The organism is Hymenobacter montanus, from assembly GCF_014699115.1.
Taxonomy (GTDB): domain Bacteria; phylum Bacteroidota; class Bacteroidia; order Cytophagales; family Hymenobacteraceae; genus Hymenobacter; species Hymenobacter montanus.
On sequence record NZ_JACXAD010000004.1, the window covers coordinates 82065 to 94473 of the forward strand.

The following is a 12409-nucleotide window of genomic DNA, read 5'->3' on the forward strand; positions in this document are numbered from 1 at the left end:
CGATGACAAGCAGGTGATACGTTGGAACCCCGTGAAGAGGCGCTTGGGGTAAAACGCCGAGGCCGCGTGGCACGTTATACCCCGAAACTCTCATTTAACTCTTTCCCATGCCTGCCCTCCTTGGCACCCTGCGCACGGGCACCAGCGGCATCGTCGTGCCCGGCCCCAAGGCCACCTTTCCGGAGGCCTACCAGGCGACGAGCCGCCTCACCTACTATGCCACCCTGTTTAACTCGGTGGAGATTAACAGCACCTTCTACCGCATCCCCCAGTCCAAAACGTTCGCTGCCTGGGCCGGTGAAACCGGCCCTGCGTTTGACTTTACCCTCAAGCTGTGGCGCGATATCACGCACACCAAGGCTCTTGCCGATGACCTCTCCGGCATGGTCCGCTTTCTAGAGGCCGCATGTGCGTTGGGCACCAAAAAGGGATGCCTGCTCATTCAGTTCCCGCCCAGCAACACCATTCGTCAGCTACACGCGGTCAGTGCCCTCTTGAATGCGCTTGCGGCTGCAGACCCCGCCCACGAGTGGCGCAAAGCGGTGGAGTTTCGTCACCCAAGCTGGTATGCAGATGATGCGTTTGAGATGCTGGACCACCACGGCGCCAGCCTCGTGCTGCACGACAAAGGTCCCGCCCGAAACGCCCGCCTTAACGAGGGGGCCGACTTTGTCTACATGCGCTTCCACGGCCCGCAGGGCAACTACCGCGAGTCCTACGAGCGCGACTTTCTACACGACCAAGCCGAGCAGATACACGACTACCTCCAAGAGGGGAAAGACGTGTATGCCTACTTCAACAATACCATGGGCGCCGCTCTTGAAAATGCCCAAGACCTGTACCGGCTGGTAGCGGAGCGGGCGTGAGCCGTACGACGCGCGTCCGGGGGCAGGGTGGCGCTGTTTACTTGCGCAGCTGTACCGGGTCTATCAGGCTATATGGCCACAATTATCCTCAGCAAAGAGAATTCAAGGCGGTCCAGCTCGGAGGGAAGGGCTAACAGCAGCAAGATGGGGTGAAACCAAAACGAGCAGGCCAGTGGTCCGCTCGTTTTGGTTGTGATTCGTGCAACTGACTTACTCACCATTCCTTGCGGTGGGAATTGTGTTTGCGGGGCAGTTAGGCGCTAACTGGGCTTAGAAAGTCAGCCAGCACGTCCCGCATAGAGCGCGGCGGGCGGCCGAGTAGCGCGCTCAGGGTGGGGTCGACGGCGGCGAAGTCGCCGCGCCGAGAGGACCGGAACGAGCCCAGCAGGAGGTCGGCCACTGGCGCTGGTACGCCCTGCGCTACTTGGGCCTTCACCCAGGCTTCATCGGTCAGGGTCTCGTGCTGGATGTCGCGCCCCGTTATTTCCGAGGCCAGGCGGGCGAGGTCGGCCATGGTCACGGCTTCGGCGGCGGTGAGCGGGGGCGTGGGGCCGTCGAAGCGGCCGGGTTGGGCCAGCAGCAGCGCGTCGGCTTCGGCCAGGTCGGCGCGGGTGGTCCAGCTCACGGGGCCGTCTTCTGGCGTTTGCAGCAGGCCGGCCTTCAGTCCGTACCCGACCATGTGCAGGGCACTTTCGGCATAGAAGCCGTGGCGTAGCGCGGTGTACGGCACGCGGTAGGTGGCCAACAGGGCTTCGCTGGCGGCGTGGTTCTGGGCCGGGTCGAAAAACGAATCGGGCCGCGCGCCCATGTGGCTCGTGTACAGGATGCGGCCGGCGCCGGACGCCGCGGCCGCGTCGATGGCGACGCGGTGCAGTTGCCGGGCTTCTTCCCCGAGCTTATCGGCGGAAACTAAGAAGATTTGGTCGGCCCCTGCGAAGGCGGTCCGCAAGCTCTCGGGCCGGGCATAATCGCCGGCGCGCACCGACACCCCCTGTTCGGCAAAGGTGGCGGCCTGGGCGGGGTTGCGCACGCTGGTCACCAGCCGCGTCGCGGGTAGGGTGCGCAATAAATGGGTGAGCACAGCGGTTCCTAATTGGCCGTTGGCTCCGGTGATAACAATCATAGTGGTGGGGTGATGGTGATAAAAGCGAAACGGTGGGCCGTACCGGCTACTTGGTCAGGGGCCTGGGTCACGGCCGGGGCTGGGCGTGGACGCGCTCGGTGAGGGTGGCCAATGGCACGCCCCGCAGGCGGTCGTAATTGAGTTGAAAGAGCCAGCGGGCGTGGTCGGCGTCGGCGTCGGTGCGAATCAGAAACGTGACCCAGTCGCCGGGGCCCCCGCCGTAGGGAAACGGGCGGGCCAGGCCCTGCGTCAGCAGCGGCCGGCCCAGGGCCGGCGTCGTGGCTAGGTGCACTTCCCCGTTCAGGTGGATGTGGCCCAGTTCTTCTTCGCCCACGTAGAAATCCGCGCCGTCGGCGCGGGTGCGGTCGAACAAGTCCCAGTGGGTGGCCGCGATGACGGCCGGCCAGGCCTGCACCGCCGCGGCGGTTTTCTGGCCGGGGCCCGCCAGCACGGGCGGGGGCTGTATGGGACCTTTTTCTTCGAGTTTCATGGGCAGGGGTTAGTTGAAAGAGTTGCGGAAAGCCAGCGGCGAGAGGGCCGTCTTGGTCTTGAAGAGCTTGCTGAACGACTGCGCGTGCTCGAAGCCCAGGGCGTAGGCGATTTCGCTCACCGACCGCGCCGTGGTGGCGAGCTGCTGCTTGGCCTGTTCGATGAGTTTATCCTGGATGTGTTGCTGGGTGCTCTGGCCCGTGAGGGTCTTGAGCAGGACGCTCAAGTAGTTGGGCGACACATGCAGCTGGTCGGCGATGTACTGGACCGTGGGCGGCCCGTGCTGGGGCAGTGCGTCGCTGGCGAAGTAGGCCGTGAGCAGGTCTTCCAGTCGTTCGAGCAGCTGATGGTTTGCCATCTGGCGGGTGAGGAATTGCCGTTGGTAGAAGCGCTCGGAATACGTTAGTAGCAGCTCGAGCTGGGCCACGATGACACGCTGGCTATAGGCGTCCATGTTCGCGTGGTATTCCTGGGCAATGTGCTGCAGAATATCCGTCATCTGGCGCTCTTCCTTCTCGGACAAGTGCAGGGCCTCGTGCACGGCGTAGCTAAAAAACGGGTACTGGCGGATGGTCTTGGCCAGCGGCGTATTCCAGAGGAAATCGGGGTGCAGGAGCAGCAGCCAGCCCTCGTGGTGGAGGGGGCCGTCGGCCTCCACGGTCAGGACCTGGCCCGGGGCCATGAACACCATGACGCCCTCGTCGAAATCGTAATGCTGCTGGCCGTACTTGAGCTTGCCGGTGAAGTTGCGCTTGAGGGCAATCGAGTAGAAGTTATGAACCAGCGTGGCGGGCGAGCCGTCCGCGGCGTAGCACATGTCGTCGAAGGAAACGACGCTGATGAGCGGATGGGCCGGCTTGGGTAGCCCGCGCAGTTGGTGAAAAGCGGTAATGGTTTCGACTGGGCGGGGTTGCTCTTTTTTCATGGCACAGGCATCGGGTGATGGCTCAGCAGAAACCAACTAGCGACGGGTTGTTTTTCAGGGTTCGCGGCTGAGGGGACCTGGTTGGATTATGGCACAAAGGTCCGCCGGAGATTTTGGGCACCCGTAGCCAAATCTCTGATTGTTGTAGTCGTTTCGTGGGGCGGCGGGTGCCTGGTTTCAGCGCCCACTGCGCCAACGGGGGAGGAAGCCAGGCTTAGCCCTTCCTGGCTGTTAGCTAGGACTGAGTACGGAAGGAGTTTAACGTGGCGCCCCAAAAGGGGCTTTTGAGGTTAAGCTGCTCGTATGTTTCCTGCTCACTACGCCTCCTGCGTAGTGTTGGCGGTCCCGTCTTGGTATTCGGCGATGTTGTAGTATTCGCCACGCCATAAAAACACGATGCAGTCGGCATCTTGCTCTAAGCTGCCGGATTCGCGGAGGTCACTGAGGAAAGGGCGCTTCTCACCGTCGCGCTTTTCCACGTCGCGGGAGAGTTGGGAGAGGGCAATGACGGGCGCGTTGAGCTCCTTGGCTAGTTCCTTGAGGCCGCGGCTGATGCTGCCTACTTCCTGCTCACGGTTGCCTTTGGTGTCGCCGCGCATGAGTTGTATATAGTCGACCAGGACCAAGCTGAGGTCCTTTAGTGCCGCCTCCTAGTAACCGCCGGCCTAGCGTGTCGGCTTCCATCCCGGTGGCACCACGCGCTTGCCCACCGCATCAAAGGAGTAGAAACGCTTCCGAGCTTCCTTATTTTCGTGCAGCTTAGCGAAGCGGTGCTCTACATAAGCTGTATCAGTAGGCGTCGCCAGCTTAAAATAGGTGGTCCGTACTTCGAGCACGGAGTCCCCGTCCAGCACCTGAGGAACTGTCACCATATGAAAGTCTGGTTGACCGGTAGGAAAATACTCGTGCCAGTAGTTTTCTTGTGGCCAACTCGTCTGCGTGAACTCGGCCCACAGGCGACCGTCCGTCCGCAGGCGCCGCCACTCTCCATGCGGCAGGAACGTGTACTTGTACTTGCCCTTCGGCGTCGGAGTCACGCGTAGCGGCCCCTCATCGTAATAATCCTTCCAGATCGATTGAAACGCTTTATGCGTCTTCTCAATCGTTTCCCCCCGCCGTAGCGCGGCCACTTCCTCGTGCGTGAGATGGCGTTGATATTCCCGGTTTTTGTAGTCCAGGGGCAGCGGACGGGAGAGCAAGTAGACGCCCCCGCTGAGAGCGAGCGTCAGCGCGAGCAAAATGGGCCAGTTATCCATGGGCTGAGAACGAGAGGGAGGAAGCCAAAAGTAAGCCTGCCAGTTTCCACCGCTTGCAGAGGGGACTGAGTAGGGTGCTGAAAGGCCAGCCCACATAGTTCTTAGCTAGCGCTTTTGAGGCGACTGTGCATCGCTCCACTATCAGACCACGGACAAGCTCAACGAGCGCCTATAAGCCTTCTGGCTGGCCTATAACCAAGCCAAGTGCTTGAAGACCCTACGCGGGCTGACTTCACACGAATTCGTTTGTGCCCAGTGGTAACAGAACCCCACTATCTTTACCCGTGACCCCACCTACCTCATCCGGGGACTATACCCTAAAGTGGTTTCTAAGTTTATGTACAGGCCTAGTAGCTAGCTGTTTGTCCTGATTGCTCCACGTACACTGCATTCGTTTCAACTTTGTGTCAACAGTGACCTACTAGCAAACAGCATGAGAAAGCTCAGAATCATGGAACACGTCTCCCTGGATGGCGTAATCCAGCACGAAGAAGACGAAGGCTTCGCACATGGTAATTGGACGGTACCTTATCGGACGCCGGCGGGGCTGGCGGCCGTGGTCGAGGCCTACGGCAGCTGTTTCGATTTGCTATTGGGCCGCCGCACCTACGATGCCTGGGCTGGCTTCTGGCCGACGGCCGGGGATAGCCCGATGGCCAACGGGCTGAATGCGGCGACGAAATATGTCGCGACCCACCGGCCGGAGAGCCTCCAATGGGGCCCGGTCCAGGACTTGGGCACGGATATCCTAGAGGGTATTCGCCGCCTCAAATCAACGAACGGCCCGGACCTGATTGTCTGCGGGAGTTCCACGTTGACTTCCTTATTGCTCGAGCAGGGCTTGGCCGACGAGGTGGTGCTGCTGGTCTACCCGGTCTTGCTGGGCCGAGGCAAACGCTTTTTTTCGGACCGTGCCGACCCGTGCGAGCTCGCGTTCGTCAGTACGCAGACGACTTCCACGGGTGTGCTCCTCAACACGTACCGGTACGTGGGAGCGCTACGGCCGGCTGGTCATTGACCAGATGAACGCTTCGCTCAAGGGGGCAACGTCGAGCTCGTGCGCTACGAAATCTACCTGGAAAATGGATGCGCGTTGCATTGCCTGACCAGACCCCGTGGGGTCCTGATAGGTGGCGGCTCACCATATAGGGCGCTATTTGCTGTATCCTTTAGGCAATCACGCCCACGCGCCGCTTATTAGTGGGCATACCTGCCTGCCCGTTGTCCTCAAACCAAACCGGCCTGACCCGGGTAAGCGCCTCAAGGCCGCCATCCCTGAAAGCCGATACGCTCCTCTTCAATCGCTCATCCGAGGCCACGGTCCAGCTTCCGCCGCCGGGGTTAACCGCGTATCCATTAAACTGGAGCAAATAGGCAGGGCTGTGGTATCGATGTAACTAGATGCTGTATATGAATAGTTTATATCACGAGCGAACCCCGAACACCCGCCGAATCGACCCTCTTTTCTATCGTTTTGTCACGTAAGGGCCGCTATTTTTTCCGCCCTGATTGCGTTGCGAATGTGGCCGAATTTAAAAAGAAAATGAGGTGAGGTATTGTTTTGTAAATAATCGTTTGTACATTTGCACCGTTATGATGAATCGCTCCTTTAGCAGCTGGTATTACTCGACCACAAAAGTGGCCCGGATGCCTGTTGCCTAAGAAGTAAGTCCTCTTAACAACGATGCACCCTGGCCCCGAAGCCAGGGTTTTTTGTTTTACATGGGCAAGTACTAAGGCAGCGAGAAGGTCTCCAAAACCATTTGTATCAGGTTCGATTCCTCCCCCGTGTGCAAATAGCCGTCAACCGGACGGCTATTCAATTTGGGAAGTTATACCGTAGGGGCAGCGGGACAGGTTGTAACCCTGTTGTTTAATAGCTCGGGTGGTTCGACTCCATCACTTCCCACGAATTGGATTGGTAACATAGAGGTCTATGTGTCGCTCTGAAAAAGCGAAGATGTTGGTTCGATACCAGCCCAGTCCACTTTATGGTCACGAATGCTCCGCGGCGGGGCGCTGGCTTGCAAAGCCAGGGGGCTAGTTCGATTCTAGCTCGTGACTTGCAAGGAGGGTAGCGACCAGTGGCGGTCAAGCAGTCTTGAAAACTGTGCTATGCTTCGGTATAAGGGTTCGACTCCTTTACCCTCCTCACTTAGAGAGTTGCCGGAGTGGTAACGGAGCAGTTTGCTAAACTGTGGTCGGGAAACTGACTCATGAGTTCGAATCTCATACTCTCTACAATACCTACCCTGCCCTGAAGAAGGGAAGCAGGCGAAATGCCGCATTACGTGGCTGCTGGTAGCTGACCAGCGCCACTGTACAAGCTAGTAGCAAGGCCTTGGGCAGACTCTGCGGTTCCGGGGTACAGACTGTTTGTTTCGCTACTCTGGCATAGAGGTCTCATTCGGGGTGGCTTCCTCGTCCAGCGTATACAGAAAAGCCGATAGCTCTTGCTCGGCCGCGAGGCCTAGTTTGCGGCGCAGGCGGTAGCGGGCCTTGCGCACTCCATCTTCCGAAATATTGAGTATCCCAGCAATATCCTTGGTGGTAAAGTGTAGTCGAAGCAGGGCGGCTAGCCGCCGGTCACTCTGCGTTACACTGGGGCACCGCTGTTGGAGGGCAGCGAAAAAGCGGGGGTGCACCTGCTCTAATATCTGTTGCATATAGTCGCGGTTAGCCCCTGATTGAGCATTCAGCGTCAGGCTTTGATACATCTTCTGCAGGCGTTGCTGCGCCACCCCATTCGTCTTCTGGGCGACCGCACGTAGCTCCTCCTTCACGTCGGCTACCAGTTGCTCTTTGCCACTTACTTGCAGCACCAGGCTAGCTAGCTCACTGTTTTTTAATTCCAGGGCGTACTGACTTTGCCGCAGCTCTTCTTGCGCTTGCAACTGCTGAGTCTGCAATTCCGCCTGATAGGCGCGTAGCTCGGCGTTGTCGCGCTCCGCCCGCAGGCGCCGCTGCCGGATTAGCAGCCATGTGCCAGCCAGCGCCGCCAGCAAGAGCATCATTTTATCGCTGATGGTGAGCGCGGCCTGTTGTGCTTTCTCGTACTGCTTCACATTGTCGTACGCTTCGGCTGAGTTGAGCAGCAAACAACCAGTATCAAGGCCGGCTGCTTGGCGCAGGGCCCTGGGGTGCTTGTCGGTATGGTGCATTGCCTGCCACAGGTCTGTTTCTTGGCGCTGATAGTTAACTGCCAGGGAGAGCTCCCCTTGCTCCTGGTAAGCAGCCGCCAGCAGCCCCAGCGCCTTAGCCTTCCAGTAAGGTTGCCAGGTGCGGTGGGCCAGGCGTCGGGCCTGCTGCCCTAAGCCCAGGGCGCTATCCGTATTTATCGGCAGATACGCGAAGGAAAGCTGGCATAGGAGCCGCGCCCTGGTCGAATCGGCCGTGGTACTGTTCAGAGCTACTCGCAGGCTGTCTATATTCTTTGGAGACGCCCCAAGAGCTTCTTTTCTACCAACTATGAGGAGCAAGCTGCATATCACCATCCACTCTGATACTATTGATAGTATCCTTTGCATAGCTGTAATGAAATTTGTGCAATGTGAAATCAGATCCGCTCAGCCTGTCTACAGACTATAAACTCAACAATAGGGAATACTAAGATACGTATGTCGATAACCTTCGGATAACTATGGCTAACTAATAGACTTTGAATTTCATATAAAATTATTGAACAATATTTATTTCTACTTAAAAATGTTCTAAATTTAACAAAATAGGCCCCTATTAAGTCCAGATTGAGGAAACATAAGCTTAACATATTCGACCTGTCTTCGACAATAGGATGGTCCAACGCTAGCAGTTGTGAGTCTGTCCTGATTAAAAGAATTGTCCAAATCATCGTCATAGCGCTGGCTGTTCTGGAATCTGAATCAGCATTACCTAGGGGTATTATTACTTGGCTTAAGCTAGTTTATGAAGAGAACCCATTCCCGCTGATTCCTGGCCTTTTCAGGCGGCGGCGGTAGTTGGTAGCTATGCTCGCTTTGTTTGCTGCGCCGATAGCACTTAAAACGGAGGAGTATATTTGCTTATATCACTTCTTTATATACTGCCTACGGTATAATGGGGAAGTAGTATGACGCTTTAGCCCCCGTGTTATCTTAGTAAACCATGACAACCGTGTTGTACGCAGTGGTAACCGAGCCAATTAAGGAGAGTCTCTTTAACTCTTTCTATTCGCAAATGCCTGCAGATCTGCAACGCAAAATAAATAGCTTCAGGCAGTGGGAAGATAGGCAGGCAAGTCTGATTGGCAGAATGTTGTTGAAAAAGGCCCTGCTTGACAATGGGTTATCAGGTAATCTGTTGTCGCAGATCAAATACACCAGCTTTGGCAAGCCCTATCTTAGCGATGGCCCTTATTTCAACATAACCCACTCCTGGCCCTATATAATCTGCGCAGTTGATCAACAGAAAGCAGTGGGGATAGATGTAGAGGTGGTGCGTGAAATTGATATACGAGACTTTACAGCGCAGTTCACGGCTTCCGAAACAGTGGCGCTGACTTCAGCTGTCAACCCCATTGCTTTATTCTATTCGTTGTGGTGCAAAAAAGAAGCTATTGTGAAAGCCGAGGGCTCCGGGTTAAACATCCCTCTGCACGAATTAGATGTGTTATCGGATAGAACTTCATACGCGGGTGCAGAGTACTTTTTTAAACCTATTCATATCGACCCCTCAGCTGTTTGTTGGCTGACTGCTTCTCATCCTCTTGAACAATTAGCCATCCGAAGCATCAATCTCCATGCGCTGAATGCTGAATAAAGCTTCGAGGTGATGAGCGGGTACGTACTACATTCTTTCATGGTGACTCACGGGTGAACGTGAAGCAGGCAGTCGCTGAAGTGCCCAGCTTCGCGGCTCGGGTATTATTGTGCGCGATAGTTTCGGGTTTGCCCACTGAGCATCAGCTCAGGTATTAAACCGGCCGGTAGTACTTAAACATTAAGATTACTGCTTTCCCTCGGCTCTATTGCTGACTGTTACTCAGCTAAGAGTAACAACCTGATTTTCGAGTAGCTTACCAGCTTCCATATGGAAATGGCGATCTGCTACGGAAAAATAACGATCATCATGCGTAATGACGAATACCGTTTTTCCCGCGTCGCTTAGCTCAGGTAACAGCTGCCGGTAAAAGTACTCCTTAAATTCAGGGTCCTGATTAGCGGCCCATTCGTCGAAAACGTAAACTGGCTTGTCTTCCATGAGCGCTGAAATCAGCGCTAACCGCTTCTTCTGCCCCTGGGAGAGGTCCAGCGTACTGTAAGCATTATCGACAAAGGTGACCTTGTTCGCCAACCCAAGCTTTTGAATTAGGGCATTGACTTTGGCCGGGTCAACCGCGGCTTGGCCGTATAAGCGCTTAAAGAGGTAGTTGTCGGTATAGATAGGCGCGTAAAGCTCCCGGTAGGCCTGAAGGCTATCGGCGGAAACCGGATGGTCGTTCACCCAGATAGTGCCTTCGGTGGGGCGATATAAACCCGTCAGGAGCTTGACGAAGGTAGATTTCCCGGACCCATTGCCGCCACTTATGAAAACGATTTCTCCCGGATTAATCTTCATGCTTAACGGCCCCAGCTGAAAGCCCCGGCGCTCCTGCTTGTTTTCGTACGTGTAGCAGACGCGGTCGAAGACGATAGGGGCGAGGTGCTGTTTGGCCCAGGTGGGGGGCTCGGTTTTGAGAACCTCCTTCATAGAGGCTATTTCCTGGGTTATCGATTCTATTTGCTTAACCGCAACATTAGAGAACGAGATAGTAGGAATGATCTGGGTTAGCCCCTGAATAGGCCCAATCATGTAGAGAATGACCAATACAAACTGAGAGGTGTTGGCGAAAAAGCTGATCTTCAAAAATGGAAGTAGAAAAATCGCTAAGCCGACCAGAACGAAGAATGACAGCTGGTAAATAATGGAAATAGTAACGAAGCTGATGTTACTCTTGGCTAGTATTTTTTCCGCCTTTCGAGCGGATAGACTTAGGTAGCCGGTGTATAAGTCGCTGTTCCGGCTGCTATCCATCTTAACCTCTTTAACCCCGGCTAACAGATCGTTGAGATGCTCGAAGAAGGTGGCTTCTACGCGGCGGGCTTCTTCTATATCCTGGACCGCCCGCTTGCTTTGCAGGAAGTAAATGGCCACCAGTACGCCGATAATCAGGGCCGTAAAAACAAAGCCAACCCAGGAGAGCCACAGCAGGTAGCCCAGGCAGCCAACGGTGGTAACCAGGGCAATAACTGCGCTTGGCAGCAAGGTGGCAAACTCGGAGATTCGGCCAACATCGCGACTCAAGGCCGTGTAGATGTTCGTGCTGCCGTAATTTTCGTACTGCTCGAAATCAGATTGCCGGACGTCGTCAATAATCGAAAGGCGCGCTTTCCAGATAATATTCTCGGCCAGCTTTATGAGGGATTGCTGAGAATACTTTTGTATGAAAATGTAAGCCGTCACGGCAATTACAAACCCGAGTAACAGTTTGGGGTAAAAGTCAGTACCGGCCGGGCTCCTTCGAATTACTTCGTTGATGATGGCGATAGCCCCCGTCTCGGCCAGCCCGGCCATTATCCCGATCGCGAATAATTGGTACGTGAAGTAAGGCGAATGCCTCTTCAGAAACTTGATTAGCTTCATCTTAAAATAAGTAAGCGGATGGGTCGCGCGAAGCGAATGCTTCAGCAGAGCAGCTGTTCTTTAATGACGACTAGTTGGTAAGCAGCACCCGGGAAGCGGCATTCTTCCGGATGGTTCTCGATTTGCGTAAATCCCGGGTCACCAGTACGCGCTTCAGCCAGCGGTCCTGGCCATCGTAGCGGGCAGTGAAAGGCTTACGCCCGTGAACAACCCGGTAATTATCAATGAAACAGTAGTCGCCCGCTTCGAGCACTACTTCCTCCAGCTGGCTGTTTAGTAGGTCAATAAGCAGAGCCAGGGCTTCGGCGGCTGGTTGATCCCCCGCGATAGGATGCATAAAAGCAGGGTCAATCCGCAAATACGGGGCGGCATAATCGCCGAAGAGCACGGGCGCGGGATCCTGCAAGCGAAAAGCAGGGGAGTTGAAGTTCTTATCCGCTTCAAAGATGTATTTCGGGAGAAACAGCTCCCTTTTCACGTTATCCGGCAGCTCGATAGTAGCCATGGAGCTAAACGTAGTGGCGATCAGGTCGTGGTTGCGCAAGCACAGCAAGCTTAGGTTATCGGCCCGGCAGGGGTGGAACGCTTCTTCGATGTGCCATTCCAGCGTGCTGTTGCTGGCCGTACTTAATTGCTCCTGCTCGTGTCCTTTTATCGGCAGGATGTCGTTGATTAATCGGCCTTCCCGCTGGGTGCTCCAACTCATCAAATCGCCTAATACCGAGTTGAACAACACCAGCAGCATTTCTTCCCGCACGGCATTCAGCGAATAGATTTGATTGTTTAGCTGGGCCGGGGTTGGGCCTATCGCAACATCGTCAATCGGGTAGCCTTTGATGAGGCACACGCCGTAGTTGTCTTCATCATACTTGAAGTTGTGCAGGTACGACAGCAGCCGGGGGGGCAGCTCACCGGCGAGGATGCGGGCCCGGTGGACGAAGGCCGGCACTTCGGCGTGGATGTAGCGCGCCGCCAGAACAGTTGCTACGTATTGCAATTGCTCTTGCTCAGCCAGGGTAAGCTGCAGCACCTGAGGGGCCTTTTTGGCGGCCGCCGCCTTTAGCGCAGGGGCCTCCATGGTCGAATAGGTAGAATTCATAGATTGGAAAGG

General features: G+C 55.8%; 11 protein-coding genes, 5 tRNA genes and 1 pseudogene. 8 read left to right on the forward strand and 9 right to left on the reverse strand.

The annotated features are described in order from the left end of the window. Positions 1-107: 107 nt before the first annotated feature. The gene (locus IC235_RS04615; RefSeq protein WP_191004008.1) at positions 108-866 is read left to right on the forward strand and encodes a DUF72 domain-containing protein; all 759 of its coding nucleotides are present in this window, start codon (positions 108-110) and stop codon (positions 864-866) included. 253 nt (positions 867-1119) lie between these two features. On the opposite strand, the gene IC235_RS04620 is transcribed toward IC235_RS04615, so the two are convergent. The 5 genes and pseudogenes from IC235_RS04620 to IC235_RS04640 form a co-directional block, all read right to left on the reverse strand. Then, a complete protein-coding gene (locus IC235_RS04620) occupies positions 1120-1989 on the reverse strand; it encodes an NAD(P)H-binding protein (RefSeq protein WP_191004009.1) in 870 nt (289 codons plus the stop codon). Positions 1990-2056: 67 nt separating this feature from the next. Beyond that, a complete protein-coding gene (locus IC235_RS04625; protein WP_191004010.1) occupies positions 2057-2479 on the reverse strand; it encodes a luciferase domain-containing protein in 423 nt (140 codons plus the stop codon). A 9-nt stretch (positions 2480-2488) separates the two neighbouring features. Then, a complete protein-coding gene (locus IC235_RS04630; protein WP_191004011.1) occupies positions 2489-3403 on the reverse strand; it encodes a helix-turn-helix domain-containing protein in 915 nt (304 codons plus the stop codon). A gap of 338 nt (positions 3404-3741) precedes the next feature. Continuing rightward, a pseudogene (locus IC235_RS04635) lies at positions 3742-4047 on the reverse strand (DnaB-like helicase C-terminal domain-containing protein); the annotation flags it as partial. A gap of 21 nt (positions 4048-4068) precedes the next feature. Beyond that, on the reverse strand, positions 4069-4659 hold the full coding sequence (locus IC235_RS04640; RefSeq protein WP_191004013.1) for a hypothetical protein: 591 nt from the start codon (positions 4657-4659) through the stop codon (positions 4069-4071). Between the two features lie 433 nt (positions 4660-5092). On the opposite strand from IC235_RS04640, the gene IC235_RS04645 reads away from it, so the two are divergent. Further along, the gene (locus tag IC235_RS04645; protein WP_191004014.1) at positions 5093-5677 is read left to right on the forward strand and encodes a dihydrofolate reductase family protein; all 585 of its coding nucleotides are present in this window, start codon (positions 5093-5095) and stop codon (positions 5675-5677) included. Positions 5678-5828: 151 nt separating this feature from the next. Here the strand turns inward: IC235_RS04645 and IC235_RS22745 are convergent, their stop codons facing one another. After that, positions 5829-5978 carry a tail fiber domain-containing protein gene (locus IC235_RS22745; protein ID WP_394355242.1) on the reverse strand — a complete coding sequence of 50 codons (150 nt, stop codon included), beginning with the start codon at positions 5976-5978 and terminating at the stop codon, positions 5829-5831. A 507-nt stretch (positions 5979-6485) separates the two neighbouring features. Between IC235_RS22745 and IC235_RS04650 the strand changes: the two genes are divergently transcribed. From IC235_RS04650 to IC235_RS04670, 5 genes are all read left to right on the forward strand, one after another. Beyond that, positions 6486-6568: transfer RNA gene (locus IC235_RS04650), tRNA-Tyr, on the forward strand. A 6-nt stretch (positions 6569-6574) separates the two neighbouring features. Continuing rightward, a tRNA-Phe gene (locus IC235_RS04655) sits at positions 6575-6646 on the forward strand. 7 nt (positions 6647-6653) lie between these two features. Next, positions 6654-6723: transfer RNA gene (locus tag IC235_RS04660), tRNA-Cys, on the forward strand. Positions 6724-6728: 5 nt separating this feature from the next. Further along, positions 6729-6811: transfer RNA gene (locus IC235_RS04665), tRNA-OTHER, on the forward strand. Positions 6812-6816: 5 nt separating this feature from the next. Then, positions 6817-6900, forward strand: a tRNA-Ser gene (locus IC235_RS04670). Between the two features lie 143 nt (positions 6901-7043). On the opposite strand, the gene IC235_RS04675 is transcribed toward IC235_RS04670, so the two are convergent. After that, on the reverse strand, positions 7044-8138 hold the full coding sequence (locus IC235_RS04675; protein ID WP_191004015.1) for a helix-turn-helix transcriptional regulator: 1095 nt from the start codon (positions 8136-8138) through the stop codon (positions 7044-7046). Positions 8139-8781: 643 nt separating this feature from the next. Between IC235_RS04675 and IC235_RS04680 the strand changes: the two genes are divergently transcribed. Further along, a complete protein-coding gene (locus IC235_RS04680; RefSeq protein ID WP_191004016.1) occupies positions 8782-9435 on the forward strand; it encodes a 4'-phosphopantetheinyl transferase family protein in 654 nt (217 codons plus the stop codon). Positions 9436-9657: 222 nt separating this feature from the next. Here the strand turns inward: IC235_RS04680 and IC235_RS04685 are convergent, their stop codons facing one another. Both IC235_RS04685 and IC235_RS04690 read right to left on the reverse strand, forming a co-directional pair. Then, positions 9658-11298 (reverse strand): cyclic peptide export ABC transporter, encoded by a 1641-nt coding sequence (locus tag IC235_RS04685; protein WP_191004017.1) that lies wholly within the window; start codon positions 11296-11298, stop codon positions 9658-9660. Between the two features lie 70 nt (positions 11299-11368). Next, positions 11369-12397 carry a TauD/TfdA family dioxygenase gene (locus IC235_RS04690; RefSeq protein WP_191004018.1) on the reverse strand — a complete coding sequence of 343 codons (1029 nt, stop codon included), beginning with the start codon at positions 12395-12397 and terminating at the stop codon, positions 11369-11371. Positions 12398-12409 lie beyond the last annotated feature (12 nt).